This is a genomic window from Methylobacterium sp. 13MFTsu3.1M2, from assembly GCF_900112625.1.
Taxonomy (GTDB): domain Bacteria; phylum Pseudomonadota; class Alphaproteobacteria; order Rhizobiales; family Beijerinckiaceae; genus Methylobacterium.
In genome coordinates this window covers 134,627-151,722 of record NZ_FOMM01000009.1, presented here as the reverse complement: position 1 = coordinate 151,722, position 17,096 = coordinate 134,627, and the positions used below count along the sequence as shown (strand labels likewise).

At 71.3% G+C, this 17,096-nt stretch carries 17 protein-coding genes and 1 pseudogene; 7 read left to right on the top strand and 11 right to left on the bottom strand.

Features of this window, described 5'->3' with window-relative positions; genetic code table 11:
• Positions 1-69 precede the first annotated feature (69 nt).
• A complete protein-coding gene (locus tag BM314_RS10180; protein ID WP_056521309.1) occupies positions 70-306 on the bottom strand; it encodes a hypothetical protein in 237 nt (78 codons plus the stop codon).
• Positions 307-479: 173 nt separating this feature from the next.
• Here BM314_RS10180 and BM314_RS10175 point away from each other — a divergent pair, with 173 nt between their 5' ends.
• From BM314_RS10175 to BM314_RS10165, 3 genes and pseudogenes are all read left to right on the top strand, one after another.
• A complete protein-coding gene (locus BM314_RS10175; protein ID WP_056521312.1) occupies positions 480-1,175 on the top strand; it encodes an ArsR/SmtB family transcription factor in 696 nt (231 codons plus the stop codon).
• Positions 1,176-1,271: 96 nt separating this feature from the next.
• A pseudogene (locus BM314_RS30965) lies at positions 1,272-1,397 on the top strand (lactoylglutathione lyase); the annotation flags it as partial.
• A gap of 38 nt (positions 1,398-1,435) precedes the next feature.
• Positions 1,436-1,798 (top strand): DUF1428 domain-containing protein, encoded by a 363-nt coding sequence (locus BM314_RS10165; protein ID WP_091978051.1) that lies wholly within the window; start codon positions 1,436-1,438, stop codon positions 1,796-1,798.
• A gap of 64 nt (positions 1,799-1,862) precedes the next feature.
• Here the strand turns inward: BM314_RS10165 and BM314_RS10160 are convergent, their stop codons facing one another.
• The 3 genes from BM314_RS10160 to BM314_RS10150 form a co-directional block, all read right to left on the bottom strand.
• Positions 1,863-2,285: a DUF2852 domain-containing protein gene (locus BM314_RS10160; protein ID WP_091978050.1), complete on the bottom strand. Its 423-nt coding sequence runs from the start codon at positions 2,283-2,285 to the stop codon at positions 1,863-1,865.
• Between the two features lie 174 nt (positions 2,286-2,459).
• Positions 2,460-4,877 carry an MASE4 domain-containing protein gene (locus tag BM314_RS10155; protein WP_091978049.1) on the bottom strand — a complete coding sequence of 806 codons (2,418 nt, stop codon included), beginning with the start codon at positions 4,875-4,877 and terminating at the stop codon, positions 2,460-2,462.
• 330 nt (positions 4,878-5,207) lie between these two features.
• Entirely contained in the window at positions 5,208-6,017 is an 810-nt protein-coding gene (locus BM314_RS10150) for a GntR family transcriptional regulator (protein WP_170868080.1), read from the bottom strand.
• 53 nt (positions 6,018-6,070) lie between these two features.
• Here BM314_RS10150 and BM314_RS10145 point away from each other — a divergent pair, with 53 nt between their 5' ends.
• A complete protein-coding gene (locus BM314_RS10145) occupies positions 6,071-7,000 on the top strand; it encodes a PfkB family carbohydrate kinase (RefSeq protein ID WP_091978048.1) in 930 nt (309 codons plus the stop codon).
• Position 7,001: 1 nt separating this feature from the next.
• On the opposite strand, the gene BM314_RS10140 is transcribed toward BM314_RS10145, so the two are convergent.
• Positions 7,002-8,087: a helix-turn-helix transcriptional regulator gene (locus tag BM314_RS10140; RefSeq protein ID WP_091978047.1), complete on the bottom strand. Its 1,086-nt coding sequence runs from the start codon at positions 8,085-8,087 to the stop codon at positions 7,002-7,004.
• Between the two features lie 335 nt (positions 8,088-8,422).
• Between BM314_RS10140 and BM314_RS10135 the strand changes: the two genes are divergently transcribed.
• Entirely contained in the window at positions 8,423-8,626 is a 204-nt protein-coding gene (locus BM314_RS10135; RefSeq protein WP_091978046.1) for a hypothetical protein, read from the top strand.
• 16 nt (positions 8,627-8,642) lie between these two features.
• Positions 8,643-9,329, top strand: a complete 687-nt coding sequence (locus tag BM314_RS10130) for a LysE family translocator (RefSeq protein ID WP_091678631.1) — start codon at positions 8,643-8,645, stop codon at positions 9,327-9,329.
• Between the two features lie 154 nt (positions 9,330-9,483).
• Here the strand turns inward: BM314_RS10130 and BM314_RS31265 are convergent, their stop codons facing one another.
• From BM314_RS31265 to BM314_RS10115, 4 genes are all read right to left on the bottom strand, one after another.
• Complete coding sequence (locus tag BM314_RS31265; RefSeq protein ID WP_020091741.1) at positions 9,484-9,612, bottom strand: hypothetical protein; 129 nt, start codon at positions 9,610-9,612, stop codon at positions 9,484-9,486.
• A gap of 108 nt (positions 9,613-9,720) precedes the next feature.
• The gene (locus BM314_RS10125; protein WP_020091740.1) at positions 9,721-9,957 is read right to left on the bottom strand and encodes a DUF6894 family protein; all 237 of its coding nucleotides are present in this window, start codon (positions 9,955-9,957) and stop codon (positions 9,721-9,723) included.
• 143 nt (positions 9,958-10,100) lie between these two features.
• Complete coding sequence (locus BM314_RS10120; protein WP_091978045.1) at positions 10,101-11,456, bottom strand: sigma-54-dependent transcriptional regulator; 1,356 nt, start codon at positions 11,454-11,456, stop codon at positions 10,101-10,103.
• Positions 11,453-13,258, bottom strand: coding sequence for a sensor histidine kinase (locus BM314_RS10115; protein ID WP_244539910.1), 1,806 nt, complete (start codon positions 13,256-13,258; stop codon positions 11,453-11,455). Before BM314_RS10115 ends, BM314_RS10120 begins: the two co-directional genes overlap by 4 nt.
• Positions 13,259-13,610: 352 nt before the next feature.
• Between BM314_RS10115 and BM314_RS10110 the strand changes: the two genes are divergently transcribed.
• Positions 13,611-14,954 (top strand): dicarboxylate/amino acid:cation symporter, encoded by a 1,344-nt coding sequence (locus BM314_RS10110; RefSeq protein ID WP_091678645.1) that lies wholly within the window; start codon positions 13,611-13,613, stop codon positions 14,952-14,954.
• Positions 14,955-15,114: 160 nt separating this feature from the next.
• On the opposite strand, the gene BM314_RS10105 is transcribed toward BM314_RS10110, so the two are convergent.
• Both BM314_RS10105 and BM314_RS10100 read right to left on the bottom strand, forming a co-directional pair.
• The gene (locus BM314_RS10105; protein ID WP_091678648.1) at positions 15,115-16,191 is read right to left on the bottom strand and encodes an HD-GYP domain-containing protein; all 1,077 of its coding nucleotides are present in this window, start codon (positions 16,189-16,191) and stop codon (positions 15,115-15,117) included.
• 23 nt (positions 16,192-16,214) lie between these two features.
• Entirely contained in the window at positions 16,215-16,766 is a 552-nt protein-coding gene (locus BM314_RS10100; protein WP_020091735.1) for a protein phosphatase CheZ, read from the bottom strand.
• Positions 16,767-17,096 lie beyond the last annotated feature (330 nt).

The following is a 17,096-nucleotide window of genomic DNA, read 5'->3' as shown; positions in this document are numbered from 1 at the left end:
GGGCTCCTCCCTGGGTGTCGATACGGTTCAAGCCGGGACCGGCTCACTCAGACATGCGGCGGAGGCTCGTCAGAGGGCCCTACGCCCGGCCTCGAGATGCATCAGATGGGTGCCGCGCCCGAGCTTGATGTCACGCCGGTCCGGGGTGCCGGAGAAGGCATCGAGCAGCCACGCGGCGTCGGTCGTCAGACCGTCTCGCTCACCCCGGAACTGGGGAGACAGCCGGCGAAGGAACAGTGTGGGCCCGGATCGCGGATCTTCGATCCGATGATGCTCCTGCGTGTCGTCCATCTTATCGGGCGTCATGGGCGTTACCTCCTGCCGTGGCTGGCGAACCCTGGGCACAGACGTGGCGCGGTTCTCTAGCTTCTCGCTCCCACTCTGATCCGGAGATCCCGGCCGAGTCAGCCGTAAACGCTTCGGTCCAAACCGAAGCGTCGTCGGATGCGGCGGGCGTTGAGCGCGTGTAGGTTCAGCTCATGACGCAGGGTCCTGCACTCTCCGAGATCGGCGCGCTCGTCGGAGATCCCAGCCGCGCCAATATCCTGTCGACCTTGATCGACGGGCGAGCGCTGACCGCGACCGAACTGGCCTGGACGGCCGGCGTCGCGCCAGCCACCGCGAGCGAGCACCTGACGAAGCTCGTGGCCGGCGGCCTGCTCACGGTGTCGCGCCAAGGTCGGCACCGATACTTCCGCCTCGCCTCCGTCGAGGTCGCCCGCATGCTCGAGGCCATGATGGTGATCGCGAACCGGGGCGAGCCGGAGGAAGCGTCGCGCCGAGCGACGCCGCGGATCGATCCAGCCTTGCGCGAGGCCCGCACCTGCTACGATCACCTCGCCGGACGGCTCGGCGTCGGGATCGCCGATGCGCTGGTCGCACGGGGACTGATCGTCCTGGGCGAGGAGGCGGGTGAAGTGACCGCATCCGGCAGTGCGTGGCTGGCCGCGTTCGGTGTCGAAGTCGAACCGGCCGGACGAACCCGCCGCCTGCTCTGCCGCCCCTGCCTGGACTGGAGCGAGCGGAGACCGCACCTCGCCGGCCGTCTCGGAGCCGCCCTGTGCCGCCGCTGCGAGGATCTCGGGTGGATCGAGCGTCAGCGCGACGGGCGCGCCATCCGCGTGACCGAGAGGGGAAGACTCGGCTTCGAGAGCGAGTTCGGCTTGGTCGAGTGACGGTCGGTCGTGATCCGGTCTGCACCCTCCAAAGCGATCAGAACGCCTTCCCCGGCAGGGGAAACGGTCCGGCGAACCGCTGCACGACGTCCCGGTCCCCGCCCGCCGCAGGAGATGGGCACGTTCATGTACGGCCGGAACATCGAGGATCCGGATGGCCACGTCGTCGAGCTGATGTGGATGGACCCCGAGGCCGTGACGCGAGGGCAGGCTCCGGCCTGAAGCCTCCCCGCGCGCACCCCGACTCGAGGAGGCAACCCATGACTTACGTGAGCGGGTTCGTCACGCCGGTTCCCGACGCGAACCGGGAGGCCTATGTCGCGTCGGCCAGGGCGGCCTGGGCGCTGTTCCGGGAGTACGGCGCGCTCCACCAGATGGAGGCCTGGGGCGACAACGTTCCGGAGGGCGAGCGGACCGATTTCCGGCGGTCCGTCGCCCTTCGCGACGGCGAGAGCGTCGTCCTCGGGTGGATCCTCTGGCCCGACCGGGAAACGGCAGACCGGTGCGAGGCCGCGATGCGGACCGATCCGCGCTTCCGCGATCTGGCGATGCCATTCGACGGGGCGCGGATGATCTTCGGAGGTTTCGCGGCGGTCTTCGAAGCGTCGCGCGGGGCGGCGTAGAGGAGACGAGGATCCTGATCCTCGACGGCGTGGCCCCGACGCTCCGGTGCAACCCTCAGGCGACCTAGCCTTTTCGATGTTCGGCCTGATCGGCGGTGCCGGCGATGTCGACCGCTGCCCCCGATCCCGCGGGATGTTCCGCCACGAAGCGCTCGAAGGTCGCGCGATCCTTGGCGCGCTTCAGCGCGTCGACGAAACCCTCGAAGTCCCGGAGACGCGTTCCGAGCGCGCGGCGCTCCCCCTCGATGCGGCCGATCTCGCCGTCGCGCCAGGTGTCGAAGGCGGTGTTGCCGCTGGTCCGGGGCGACGTGAACCGGGGCCGCTCACGGAACCCGGTGCCGGGCCCGAGGGACCGGCGCAGGCGTTCGAGGCCCGGCAGGCCGGACAGACCGAGATCGCGCCGCACGAGCGCCTGCCGCGCGACGAGGACGAGGGCGGCGAGGCCGCCGACAGAGAGGGCATCGTGGATCCAGGGCATGATGGGCATGGGACAGCTCCTTGCGCGTGTCGGCGCCGTTGAGGACGGACGGAGCATGCCGACATGCCGCTGCTGCGGGCTGAACCGGTCGGTTAAGGCCGGGTTAAGCCTTCAGGCCTGTTGACGGACAACCTGTCCGCGACGCCGCGCGATCGCGGGGCGGAATGCCGTGGGCCCGGGGGTTCAGCCCAGGACGACCCGGAGCTTGTTGGCGAGTTCGTCCCGTTGATAGGGCTTACTCAGGAGAGGCAGGTCGGCCGGCACCGCGTGCTCGTCGAGCGCCGTGCCCGTGTACCCGGACGTCAGGAGCACCCGCAGGCCGGGACGCAGGCGCCGGGCCTCGACCGAGAGCTGCACGCCGTTCATGCCACCGGGCATGACGACGTCCGAGAACAGGATATCGATGCGCTCGGGGCCGCCCAGCCGCTCCAGGGCCTCCGAGGCCCGGGTCGCGGTCAGGGTCCGGTAACCGAGCTCGCCCAGGCTCTCGACCGCCATCTCCAGCACCGCCGGCTCGTCCTCGACCACGAGCACCACCTCGCCGGAGGCCGCCCGCCGCAGCGGGAGGGTGTTGTCCGGCCGGGCCTCGACGGCCCTCTCGGCCGAGCGCGGCAGGTAGAGCTCGATGGAGGTGCCGGCGCCGGGCTCGCTCTTGATCTGCGCGTGCCCTCCGGCCTGCCGCACGAACCCGTAGACTTGGCTGAGGCCGAGGCCCGTTCCCTTGCCGACATCCTTGGTCGTGAAGAACGGCTCGAAGGCGCGGCTGCGCGTGGCGGCGTCCATGCCCTGGCCCGTGTCGGTGACCGAGACGAGCACGTACGCGCCCGGCCGCAGGTCGGGCCGGTCGGGAATCTCCGCGGCATCGAGGTGCCCGTTGCAGGTCTTGACCGTCAGGACGCCGCCGTCCGGCATCGCGTCCCGGGCGTTGACCGCGAGGTTCAGCACCGCACTCTCGAACTGTCCCGGATCGAGCCGGACCGGATCGAGGACCGCGTCGAGGTCGAACCGGATCTCGACGGTCTCGCCGACGGCCCGCTTCAGCAGGGCCTGGAAGTCCTTGAGCAGCCGGTTGGGGTTGACGGTCTCGGGCCGGAGCACCTGGCGCCGGGAGAACGACAGCAGCTTCTCGGTGACCTCGGCCCCGCGCCGCGCCGCCGTCATCGCCGACGTGGCCAGCCTCTCGACGCGCTGCGGGTTGTCGGGCTTGCGCACGATCATGTCGAGGTTGCCGACGATGATGGTCAGCAGGTTGTTGAAGTCGTGCGCCACGCCCCCGGTCAACTGGCCGATGGCCTCCATCTTCTGAGCCTGGTTCAGGCGTTCCTCGGCCTCGCGCTGGCGCGTCGTGTCCATCACGACGCCCGCCATGGACCGGGGCTGGCCGCTCCCGTCGCGGTAGACCTTGCCCCGCATCGTGACCGAGCGGGCGGCCCCGTCCTCGGCCCTCCGGATGTGGCAGTCGATGTCGAGGCGGCCCGTCCCGATGGCGGCATCGAACGCCGCCCGCACGGCGTCTCGGTCCTCGGGGACGACGTGATCGACGAAGGTCCCGACGTCCCATGCCGCGACCGGAGCGCTGTGGCCGAAGATCGCGTCGTGCCTCGGCGACCGGCGCGCCGTGTTGCCACGGAGGTCGAGCTCCCAGTCGCCCATCTCGGCCGCTTCCAGCGCCAGGGCGAGGTTGTCGCGGGCACGCTGCAGCTCCGCCCGCCGGGCCTCCCGGTCCTCGGCGGCGGCCGCGGCCTGCGCGTACAGGAAGTCGACCTCGCGCAGGTAGACGCCGAGCAGGATGAAGCCGGCCACCAGGGCTTCCATCCGGCCCGCGAACCAGCCGACCGTGCCGCGGGCGGCGCCCGGAAGCGTGACCATGTTGTCGAAGACGAGCAGCAGAAGCGACACGGCCAGCCAGAGCTGGAGCACGGTCCGCAGGCGGGTCTTCCACCACAGCACGGCCAGCGCGATGACGGTCAGGGCGACCACGCCCGGCCCGATGCCCGAGGTGGTGAGCAGCCAGTAATCGTCGCCCTCGACGCATTTCGGCAGGAGGTGGACGTAGCGGACGGCCACCACGCCGGTGAGCGCGGCGGCCGCGACGGTCCCGGCGACGGTGGCCCAGCCGATCCGTCCGGCCTTTCCGCGCGGGGCCTGCGGCGGACGCTCGTCGCCCTCCAGGAGCGCGTAGGGCAGCGCGAAGAGCGGCGGCCCGAGATGCCAGAAGGTCCAGAGCCACGTCGTGGTGTCCGGCCCGTCGCCGAGGAGCCGACCCTGCGCGAGGACGTTCGGGAACGACAGCATCTGCAGGAAGACGACGAGCGTCACGTAGAGGCTGCCGGCCCCGAGCACGAGCAGCGGCGCCGAGCCGATGCGGCGGTACTGCGTGAGGAACAGGTACGTGGTCAGGCCGTAGACCACGATCAGCGCCGATTGGTAGACGGGCACGAAGCCCGGCATCGGCGGCATCGGGCGGTTGGCGAACGGCAGCAGCGCGAGGGTGACCGCCCCGAACAGGAGGCTGACGGCGACCGCGAGCCGACGCTGCGTCCGGCCGGCCCGGGCTGTCGCCAGGGTCGCCAGGGTCGGCGCCGTCGAGGACTCGCTCATCGTGTGCTCCGGACCGAAGCGGGATGGCTGGCTGCGCCGGCTGATCGCTCGCGAGACATCAGGTGTACCACGGCGCTTCTCGCTGTTCCACGCGAGGCATCGGAGCGTTCTCGTCCGTTAAAACGGCGAAGCTCGGCCGTCGCTCCCGTGCCGTGGCGGCGGTGGGCGACGGATGGCGGCCTCGGCGGAATCGACTTGCCCGGCGAGCGTGGAGAGCTCTTTCCTGAAGGAGGCGGGTCCCCGGCGCGGACCGGAAGCGGTTCGAGCGGGGCATCGCCCAGCCCGTCGCGCACCGTACGGAAGCGAGTCCGGTTCGGTCAGCCGGGCCTACTACGCGCGCAGATTCAGCCGATAGCGATAGGCATCGCCTCGGAACAGGCCTTCCACGTACTCGATCATCACCGAGTCCTGATTGTAGCTGTGGCGCTTGATCAGCAGGCACGGGAGGGGCTGTTCGAAGGCGAAGATCTCGCACTCGTCAGCCGTCGGCATGGTCGCCTCCACCGTCTGCTCGCAGCGCACGAGGCGGCCGCCCGGGTGCGCGCTCAGGAAGGCGTAGACGGAACCGGAGAGGTCGCCGGTCTCGAGGGCGGGCACGGCGCGGATGTTGTACCAGGCGACCTCGCGCGACATCGGCACGCCGTCGCCGGAGCGAACGCGCGTCAGACGCAGGAACGGGGCCGTCGAGGGCAGGCCGAAGATCGATGCGATCGAGCGGTCCTCGGTGACCGCCCGATCGAGGATGCGCGAGGATGGGATCTTCCCCAGCTCCCGCATCTCCTCCGTGAAGCCCTTGAGCCGGTCCATACCCGGGCGCACGGGCTCGGGGGGACGGCGCACGAGGAAGCCGCAGCGCCCGCGCGGGACGAGCAGCTCGTTGTCGCTGAGTTCGGCATAGGCGCGTTGGACCGTCACGCGGCTGACCCCGAGGCTGTCGGCGAGCTGGCGCTCGGCCGGCAAGGTGACGCCCGGCGGCAGCGAGCCCGACAGGATCAGTTCGCGTAGCTGACCCTCGATCTGCCGGTACAGCGGCATCGCCGTGTCGGCGCGCAGGCGGAGGAGAGAGAGCACGGAGGGACGCTCGCCCTCCGCGAGGTCCGCCTCGACAGCACCCTTGATCGTCCGATTTTTGGGGCGCACGTCCGATCGGCCTCCGGTACAGCTATTCGCAGTGTACAGGTTCGGAGCGCTCCATGCGCCTGTTCGTCGTCGGAAGCTTCGTGATCGCCTGCTCGGTCAAGGTGGCGCGGCTGCCGCAGGCGGGCGAGTCCCTCGATGGCTTGGCCTTCCTCGCCGAGCCTGGCGGCAAGGGCTTCAACCTCGCGCTCGCCGCGCACCAGCTCGGCGTCGAGGTGGACGGACTCTTCGCCGTCGGCACGGACGTGTTCTCCCCTATGGTCCGCGCCACCTTCGCGCGGGTCGGATTCGCCGAGGACATGCTGGTGCCGCATGCCGGCTCGACGGGCGCCGGCGTCGCGTTCGTCGACGCGGCCGGCGAGAACTGTCTCGCGGTCTGCCTCGGTGCCAACCTCGCCCTCGGTGCGGAGGACGTCCGAGCCGTCGCCGCCCGCCTCGAGCGAGCGGACCTCGTGGCGGCGACGTTCGAATCGCCGGACGCCTCGATCCGAGCGGCGTTCGCGCTCGCTCGGCAGGCGGGCATCCCCACGCTGCTGAATCCCTCCCCGATGCGCCCCATCGATCCGGCGATCCTGGCCGATACCGCGATCCTCGTCGTCAACGCGGTCGAGGCCGCCGACCTCGGCCTCGGGACTCCCGACGCCATCGCGGACGCCACGGAAGCGACGCCGGGGATCGCCGCCCTGCTCTCCGGAGGCCTCGGACTGCTGATCGTGACCCTGGGAGAGCGCGGCGCGGTGGCGTTCCGCCCCGGACTGCCCCCCCTCCGCCAGCCGGCCTTCGCGGTCGCGGCGGTCGATACGGTCGGCGCGGGGGACGCGTTCACGGCCGGGCTGATCGCGGGCCTGCTCGCGGGAGAGCCCCTCGACGCGATCCTGCGGCAGGCCGCGGCCTGCGGTGCGCTCACCACCTGCCAGTTCGGGGCTTTCGAGGCCTTTCCGACCGCGCAGGTGCTGGCCGCCTTCCTCCGCGACGCCGATATGTGAGTCACGCCGCGCCCAGGCGCTTCGTCGTCTGCCCGCTGAAGAGCGCGAGCGACGTGACGATGCTCAGCAAATCGGCCTGCCGCTTCGTTCCGGTCTTGTTGAAGATCGAGTTGAGCTGGGTGCGGACGGTGCTTGTCTGGACGCCGACGCTCTCGGCGTAGCTCTGCAGACGCAAGCCTCCGGCGAGCGCCTGGAGCAACCGCGCCTCCGCCGGGGTCAGGTCGAACAGCATGTTCAGCAGGCCGTGGTCCGGAACCGCCCGCGCGCCGACATGCACGAGAACGAGGAGCACCGCCGAGGCACCGAAGACGTCGCCGGGGCGCTGCTTCAGGCGCATGACATGAGCGATCTGAGGACGGTGATCAGAGTAGCTGCGCACCGGCATGGTCTGCGCCGGGCGCCGGCCGCCAACGACGTTGCCGATCGCGTCCTGCAGCAGCTTGCTGTTGATCAGGCTCTTGAAGAGCTGGCCGCCGTGCTGGCCGGGGGGCAGGACCTCCTCCCGCTCCTGCAGCCGGGCATTCATGGTCAGCACCCGACCCGAGGCCGACAGAACGGCGGCGGGGAGTCCGATCTGGCTGAGCGTCGCGGTCGTGACGCGGCCGCGCTCGCAGCTGAACTGCGCGCTGAGCTCGCAGGCGCGGACGAGGTGTGGTCGCAAGGCGTCCAGTCCGGGCAGGACGGAGGCCTCATGGGGGCCGGTTTGAGCCCGCCGTTCGGCGGTGACGATCGCGATGTCGCCTGTCGAAAGGGGAATCGTTGTGCCCACCTGCCAGAACGGCCTGTCGCCTTCGCGGGGCCAGCCTTCGTAGGAGGCCGGCACGAGGTCGACGTCGCGCGTGAAGCCCGCCTGGGCGTCGGTGCGCCACGGCGCCATCCGACCGCTGCTGCGCCCCGCGCCGGTCTGGTGACCGAGGCGCTGCTCCAGGGCCGGTGAGGCGATCCAGCGGGAGGTCCCGACGGGCGGGAGCACCGTGAGCACAGCGCCGTCCGAGTTCGCCATATCGCCGATGGACTGGAGGACGTCGGGCCAGAGTTCCGGCGTGCCCGCAGCCTCGTAGATCCGGTCGATAAGCGCTTCCCGCATTGGCACGTCCCGCGACGATTCTTCTGACCGCGGTAATACCAATATCAGTCCAAAACCGACATTTGCATCCTTCAAACAGAGGATGCCGTCCGGCAGGGACGGTGCGCCGAGGGCCGTTTTGACGGACTCACCGCCCCCCGGCCCCGGATACGCGGCGTCGACACGGCCGCCCGGAGCGCCGGTGCGGCGGTGTAAGTGCCTGGCGCCACGGTGCTTTGTCGCCCGACCGGGACGCCGGCGGCGAGCGCGGCGCGGCGCTGGCGGTGCCATCCGCCGAACAGAGGATGCCAGGGTTCCGGCCCTCCCTAGTGTGTCGACGCGAGGGAGGAACAGCCATGAAAACAGTCGTCGCCACCGCCGTGGTCGTCATGTTCTGCGCCGGCGCCCGCGCCGACGAGCTGAACGACATGCCGGACATCGCGTGTGCCCAAGCGTCGTCCGCCGTGGAGCGCGATCACATCGGGTGCCCGGGCACCGACAGGGCGGCCGCGGGGTCCCGGGCGGCCGCCTCGCCCCTCGACCGCGCGGAAGACGACTGACCGGATTCCCGGTGCCATGAGCGTCGTCGCCACGGCACTGCTCACCGGCGCGAGTCTCGGTCTGTCCATCGCCGCGCCGATCGGGCCGACGAGCTTGCTGTGCGTTCAGCGAACGCTGTCAGGCGGCCTGTCGACCGGCCTCGCCACCGGGCTCGGTGTCGCCACCGTGCACCTGACATACGGGGGTCTCGTCATGCGCTGGGGCGCGGAGCTCGCCGCGGTGTGGTCGAACGGCGCCGTTCTCTCCCTGATCTCGGGGGCGGTGCTTCTCGCCCTCGCGGTCCGGGTGCTTCGCAGCGTCTCGGTGCTGCAGGAGGGCCGCGCGTGCCGCGACACGCTGGCGGTGAGCTACGGCAGCGCGGTCGTGCTGGCCCTGACGAATCCGGTCACTCCCGTGCTGTTCCTGGCCGCGATGCCGGCCTTCCTCGAGCGCGGGACCGCGCCGTTCCCGGTCCTGGCGGCCGGTGTCTTCGTCGGCTCGTTCGGCTGGTGGGTGGTGCTCAACACCGCGGTGTCCCTGTTCCGGCGCTGCGTGACCAGCCAGGTTCTGAATCGGATGAACAAGGCCGCGGGCCTTCTTCTCGCCCTCCTGGCGCTGAGCTTGCTCGTTCGGGGAATCGACGGTGGCACGGCGGCCCGTTCGAGCAGCGCGGGCGTGAGCGGGGTGTCGGGCGCGGGCACCCGAGCGCCGAGCCGGCTCTGAGCCGCCGCGCAGCGCGGGACGCGTTCTCGCCCCGGCTCGCAGCGCGGTCGACAGCGTGGCCGCCCCCGGCCGTGTCGGCGGTGATACCGCGGACCGGATCCGGAGAGCCGCGCCCGTCAGGAGCGTCGGAGGCGTACGGTGGGCGCGGGCCGCGTCACTGCCTGCCAGGCACGGTGCCGTGGACGGCGTTGCGCCATGCCTCCGCGCCGCCGGCTTGGTGCCAGAGCCACGCCGTTGCCGCCACCCAGGGGCCACCAATCAGGATGAAGGCGATCAGACCCATGTCGTCCCTCCTCGGCTAGGGAACGCCAGCCTACGCCAAATCGACGCGAACGCCAGATGGACTCGTCCCGGCCGCGCGCGCGCCGGGGCCGCTCGGCGTCTCGGCACGTCAGCCGACGGGGCCGGCATCGAGCGACACGCGGAAGCGCATCCGCACCACGCCCGTGTCGTCGCGGACCGCCGCGATGTAATCCTGGCGCCCGGGCCGGTCGGAGAGCCCCTGCGCGATCCGCGTCATGATCTTCACGGCCTGCGACCGGGCGGCTTCGAGACCGGGCAGGTCGTAGCCGTCCTTGTCGCGGACGAGCTCGGTTCCGTCGTGCAGGTCGATGAAGAAGCGGGGCATGGGCGGCTCGGCGGGGGGATCCGTCCGCTACGCTAAGCAGTTTCCGCACCGGCCCGCGTACCCCTTTTCGGCAGGTCGCCGTCGCGGCGCTCCCGTGATCGCGCCGGCACCGTCGGTGGCTCGGGACGGGCCGGGCGACGGCCCTAGCGGTAGTCGCCCGGGGTCAGACCGTGCCGGGCCATCTTGTCGTAGAGGGTCTTGCGCGGCAGGCCGAGGGCTTCCGCGGCGGCGCGGACATCGCCGCCGGCCATGATCAGCTCGTCGCGGATCAGTTGCCGCTCGAAGCGATCGATCTGGTCGGTGAGGCTGGCGGCGGCCCTCTCGGCCGCGGGCTGCGCCGCCGCCGCGAGGCCCAGCGCGCAGCGCTCGGCGAAATGGCCGAGCTCGCGGACGTTGCCGGGCCAGGCGTGGCGGCGCAGGTGCTCGCGGATCGCCGGCGTGACGGGCGGCACCGGGCGCCCGAACTTCTCCGCGGCCCGGCGCAGGAAGTGCTGGAACAGCAGCAGCACGTCCTCCCCGCGGTCGCGCAGGGGCGGGATCGCGATCGTGATGACGTTGAGCCGGTGATAGAGGTCGTCGCGGAAGGTGCCCTGCGCGGCCGCCTGCCCGAGATCGACCTTCGTGGCGGCGACCACGCGCATGTCGACCGGGCGCACCTCGTTGGTGCCGAGCGGTTCCACGGTGCGCTCCTGGAGCACGCGGAGGAGCTTGACCTGCAGCGGCAGCGGCATGCTCTCGATCTCGTCGAGGAAGAGCGTGCCGCCCTGCGCGTGCTCGATGCGGCCGACCCGGCGCTTGAGGGCCCCGGTGAAGGCGCCGGCCTCGTGCCCGAACAGCTCGCTCTCGACCACGCTGTCGGGCAGCGCCCCGCAATTCATGGCCACGAGGTTTCGCTCCGCGCGGCGGCTCCACCGGTGCAGGGCCCCGGCCACGACCTCCTTGCCGGACCCGGTCTCGCCGAAAACCAGCACGTCGACGTCTGCCTGCGCCACCTCGCGCACCAGGGCGCGCAGGCCCACGATCTCCGGGGAGGTCCCGAGGAAAGCCGGATCCTCCTCGATCGCCGCGTCGAGCCGGGCCCGCAGCGCCCGGTTCTCGATCACGAGCCGCCGCCGCTCCAGCGCCCGGCGCACGGACACGACGAGCGCCTCGGCGGGATAGGGCTTGGCCAGGAAGTCGTAGGCCCCGTCCTGCATGGCGGCCACCGCCATGCGGATGTCCCCGTGGCCGGTGATCAGGATGACCGGCAGGTCGGGGTCGACCCGGCGCAGCCGCGTCAGGAGGGCGACGCCGTCGAGCCCCGGCAGCCGCACGTCGGTGACCACCACGCCGGGCGGCGCGGCCAGGATCGCCGCGAGCGCCGGCTCGGCGGCCGCGAAGGCCTCGACGGCGAAACCCTCGAGCTCCAGGCTCTGGCCGTTGGCCCGGCGCACCTCGGCCTCGTCGTCGATGAAGACGACGCGCTCGGTCCCCGCCTGCGCGTCCGCCGGTCCGCTCACGGTGTCGCTCCCACGGGCTTGCCCACGTTCGGGACCGCGTCCGCCGCCCGGATCATCTCCATCCGGAAGACCGTCCCGGCGCCGTCGCCGCCGGCCAGGATCAGGTTCCCGCCGCAATCCTCCACGATCCCGCGGGATATGGCGAGGCCCAGGCCGAGGCCGTCCGCCTTGGTCGTGAAGAAGGCGTCGAAGATCTGGCCGCGCACCTCCGCGGGGATCCCGGGCCCGGTATCGGCCACCTCGATCGCGACGCGCTCGTCCCCCTCGACGAGGTGCAGGCTGACGCGGGCCTCTTCGCGACCCGCCACGGCGTCGACGGCGTTCTGCAGCAGGTTGACCAGGACCTGCTCCAGCCGCGGGCCGTCCCCGAGGACGCGCAGATCCGGGGCGGGCCGGTCCGCCTCCAGCGGGACGTGCAGCGCGGCGGCGCGCGCCGCCACGAGCTCCAGCGCGTTCGCCACCACCTCACGCAGGGAAACCGGTTCCCGCCGCGGCGAGGCGCGGCGGGCGAAGCCCTTGAGTTGCCGGGTGAGGCCGGCGATGCGGTCGGTGAGCCGCCCGATGGCGGCGGCATTCTCGGCCGCGTCCTCGCCCCGCCCGCGGCGGATCAGGATCGCGGCATTGTCCGCGTAGGAGCGGATCGCCGCCAGCGGCTGGTTGATCTCGTGGGCCATGCTGGCCGCGAACTGGCCCAGCGCCGCGAGCCGGCCGGCCTGCGCCAGTTCGCGGCCGAGGCGCTCGCGCTCGGCCTCGGCGCGCTGCCGCTCCGCGATCTCGGCGCGCAGCTGGGCATTGGTCTCCCGCAGCGCCCGCGTCCGCGCCTCGACGCTCGATTCCAGCTCCGCCCGGCGCGCCGCGGCCTCGGCGAGCCGCGCCCGGGTCCGGCGGCCGCGATCGGTGAGCGCGAAGATCCCGTACCCGGCGAATGCCGTGACGAGGGCCGCGATGATCCAGGCCTGCAGGCGTTCCCGCTCGACGGCGGTGCCGAGCGGCGTCAGCGTCCGCAGCTGCCAGTCCGTGCCCGGCACGGGCGCCTGCGACAGGATCGCGCTCCAGGCCGGCAGCGACCCGCGCCCGACCCGCACCACGTCCGGCTCGCCCGCGACCGGATGGAGCGGCAGGCGCTCCAGGCGGGCGTTGCCGAATTCCTGTCCCGCCTCGATCCGGGCGCGCTCGGCCGCGTCGACGGCGCTGAGCGTGTCGAAGCGCCAGCCCGGCTCGCTGGTGACGAGGACGATGCCACGGGCGTCGGTGACGAAGGTGACCTCGCGGGCGGCCCGCCACGCCGACTCGACGGCGTCGAACTCGACCTTCACCACGACGACCCCGCTCCCGGCCCCGATCCGGCGCGCGAGGTACAGGCCCGGCCGTCCGCTGACCGTGCCGAGGGCGAACTGGGAGCCGGCCCCGCCGGCCAGGGCCTGCTTGAAATACGGGCGGAACCCGTAGTCCCGGCCGACGAAGCTGCGATCCTCGCCCGCGTTGCTCGCCGCGACCGTGAGTCCGTCGGCACGGATGATGTAGATGACCGCCGAACCCGTGGCGGCGGCGACCTGGGCGAGCCGCCGGTCGACACGGTCCAAGAGGTCGCGCCCGGGATCGGGACCGACCGCGGCGGCGACCTCGGGGTCGGCCGCGAGCGCCAGCGGCAGGGACGCCTGCTTCTGCATCTCCGCGAGCAGGACGCCGACCTGAAGGCCGATCGCCGAACGGGCGCCGCGCCGCAGGTCCGAGAGGGCCCAGCGCTCCGCGGCGCGCCCGGCGAGCCACGCCGTCACGAGGATCGCGCAGAGCCCGACCACGACGGCGACACCCCGGCGCGAAGGCGGGCGGTGACCGGAGGGCGGGTGCCCGCTCACCGACGGCGGGCCAGTGCGGAGATCCGGACCGTTCCGACCGGCGACGTGCGGGAATCCGCAAGACCACCCGCGGCCCTGCCGGGAGCCTGCTTGAAAAAAGCTATCTCCAGCAGGTGGTTAAAGAAATGTAGCGGCCGTCGGTCAATTGGCATGCCGGTTGCCATTCTCGTCACGAAACGCAGCCATGTCGTCAGAGAACGGCTGCGCGCCGGAAGGCCAACAGCAAGCGCGGACACCGCCGGGACACCCCGACGCGAGCCGCCCCGCCCGAAACCCGAGACAGGGAGAACGCCCGATGGCTGCCGTACCGTCACCACTCACCGCCCCGCATCCGCCCGCCAAATCGAAGCCGCTGTACCGGACCCTGTACTTCCAGGTCCTGGTCGCCGTCGCGATCGGCATCCTGCTCGGCCATTTCTACCCGCAGCTCGGCGCCGAGTTGAAGCCGCTGGGCGACGCCTTCATCAAGCTCGTCAAGATGATCATCGCGCCGGTGATCTTCCTGACCGTCGTCTCCGGCATCGCCGGGATGACCAACCTCGAGAAGGTCGGTCGGGTCGGCGGCAAGGCGCTGATCTACTTCCTGACGTTCTCGACGCTGGCGCTGATCGTCGGCCTCATCGTCGCCAACGTGCTCCAGCCGGGCAACGGCCTGCACATTGATCCGAAGTCGCTCGATCCGAAGGCGGTCGCCACCTACGCCGGCAAGGCGAAGGAGCAGAGCATCGTCGACTTCCTGATGAACATCATTCCCACGACGGCGGTCGGCGCCTTCGCGGGCGGTGAGATCCTGCAGGTGCTGTTCTTCTCGGTGCTGTTCGGCTTCGGTCTCGCCTTCCTGGGCGACCGCGGCAAGCCGGTGCTCGACATCATCAAGGTCCTGTCCGAGGCGATCTTCGGCGTCGTCAACATCATCATGAAGGTCGCCCCGATCGGCGCCTTCGGCGCGATGGCGTTCACGATCGGCAAGTACGGGATCAGCTCGCTGGCCAACCTCGCCTACCTCGTCGGCGCCTTCTACCTGACGTCGGCGATCTTCGTGCTGGTCGTGCTCGGGGCGGTCGCCCGCTACAACGGCTTCTCGATCATCAAGCTCATCCGTTACATCAAGGAAGAGCTGCTCCTCGTGCTCGGCACGTCGTCCTCCGAGTCGGCACTGCCCTCGCTGCTGGAGAAGATGGAGCGGGCCGGCTGCTCGAAGCCGGTCGTCGGCCTCGTGGTGCCCACGGGCTACTCGTTCAACCTCGACGGCACCAACATCTACATGACCATGGCGGCGCTGTTCATTGCGCAGGCGACCGACACGCCGCTGAGCTACGGTGAGCAGGCGCTGCTGCTGCTCGTCGCCATGCTGTCGTCCAAGGGCGCCGCCGGCGTCACCGGCTCGGGCTTCATCACCCTGGCGGCGACGCTCGCCGTGGTGCCCTCCGTGCCGGTGGTCGGCATGGCGCTGATCCTCGGCGTCGACCGCTTCATGTCGGAGTGCCGCGCGCTGACCAACTTCATCGGCAACGCGGTGGCCTGCATCGTGGTGGCGCGCTGGGAGAACGAGGTCGACGAGGCCAAGCTCGCCGCGGCCTTGTCCGGCCAGACCATGGCGCCGCTTCCGCCCGCGCCGGCTCTCCAGCCGGCCGAGTGAGCCCGCGGCGTCGCGGGCCGCGCACGGCGCAGCGCGCGACGCCGTGACGGTGGGAAACGCACGCCGCGCCGCGGATCCCTCCGCGGCGCGGCTCTCGCATGCCGAAGGAACGCGGCCGAAGGAACGCGACGGAGCCGCGGCCCGACGCCGCCGAACGCTGTCAGGCCGCGTCGAGGGTGTGGGGCGCGAAGGCGGCGACGACCGGCCGGAACGCGCCGACGATCGCCGGGTCGAGCCGCCCCGCCATGCCCTCCAGGATCGCGTAGGCCGCCTCGCTCGCCATGGGCCGCTTGTAGGGCCGCTGCTCGATCAGGGCCGCGTGGATGTCGCAGACGGTGACGAGGCGGACGAGGTCGGGGATCTCCTCTCCCTTGAGCCGGTCCGGATAGCCCGACCCGTCGAGCATCTCGTGGTGCGACCGGACGACGTGCAGCATCTGCTGCTCGAAGCCCTGATCGACGAGCATGCTGTAGCCCTTCTCCGGATGCAGCCGCATGACGGCCAGCTCGGCATCGTCGAGCCGGCCCGGCTTGTTGAGGATCGCGGCCGGGATGTGGATCTTGCCGACGTCGTGCAGCAGGGCCGCCTTGGTCAGGCGGTGGCGCTCCTGCTCGCCGAGGCCGAGGCTCGCCGCGAAGGCCGCCGCCAGACCGGCGACCAGCAGGCAGTGCTGGTGCGTGGCGTCGTCGAACTGGCGGACCGCCCGGACCCAGTCGCGGATCCCGGTGTCCCGGATCGCGAGGTCGATGGCCTGGGTTCCGTTGTCGATGACGCCGGGCGTGATCGGCTGGTCGGGCACGAACACCGAGGCATAGAATCCGCGCACCGCCGCGGCCGTCCGCACGGCGCAGGCCGGCAGGGGCTCGTCCGCGAAGGTCGCGAGGCGCGCGGCCGCGCGCGGCGCCCCCAGCGTCTCCCGCAGGCGATCCGTGTCGAAGGGCGCGCACAGCGTGTGGGTCGCGCCGAGGGCGACGCCGAGCAGCCGGGTTCGCGGGCTGTCGGTGTGGAGCAGGACGGTCAGCGGAGCGCCGTGCCGGACCTCCGCGAGACGGCGGCGGAGACGCTCGACGGAGCTCGCGCCCAGATCGTGCACGTCGGTGACGATCGCGGTCGCGCCGCCGAGGGGCAATTCCGCGGCGCGCAGATCGTGGAGCTCACAGGACAGGCCATCGGACAGGTCCTGGGCCAGGCCCTGGCTGCGTGCGGGATCGTCCGTGATGAGGAGTATCCGGCCCATCGGCACGCCTTCCGGACCGCGCCTTACGGGAACATCGCGTCGACCGTGTCCTGCGATACCGAGGCGTCGCCGGGCAGGACGGGGCCGTTGAGCAGGGCCGCCTCCTCGCTGCGCGTGTCGGCCGTCGGATTCGGCCGCGACGGCGGGTCGCCGGGACCGGACCAGACGCGCAGCATCTCGCCGATCCGCTCCTCGACGAGGACGATCGTGCGCACGACCTTCGAGATCCGCTGGCCGGTGAGGTCCTGAAAATTGCAGGATTCGAAGATCGTCTGCATCTCGATCTGGATGGCTCGGGCGTCGGCCCGGTTGGCGTCCTCGCCCGACCGTCTCACGATGCCGCGCGCGAGCGTGTCCACCTTCTCCGAAGCCGTCAGGATCGCGTTGGTGGCGTCCTCGGTGCCCTGCACCACGGCGAGGAGTTCGTCCCGCGCGCGGCTCGTCTCCTGTTCCTGCCGGAGGTCGGCGATCTCCTGCCGCGTGCGCGCGATCGCGTCGGAGATCGACAGGAGCTGGGTCCGGAGGAGCCCAACACCCTCTTCGATGGAGGCAACGTCCGGCAGAGCGCGGGCCATGATCGGGGATCGCCATGCGGTTTATATTGGCCGGTGAAACTATCGGCGACCTCTTAAGCCGCGCTTAATGGCACTTATCTCGACGCGATTCTGTGCCGCTCCGGCCGATCGTGACTGTGCAATGTCCTATTTCCACGTCATCCACACGTCAAAGCACGCCGAACGTGCGCCGAACCCGCGCCTCGTCTTGCCGACCGCTTCGCGCGACGTCGACGCGACGATCTCCGCCTGGCCGAAGAGTGCGATCTCGCCGCGTTACCGATGAGGGCTGGAACAGCGGCGCTCTCAACTGTTGGTTGATGCTAACGAACTATTCCGGCGCCCGCTCGG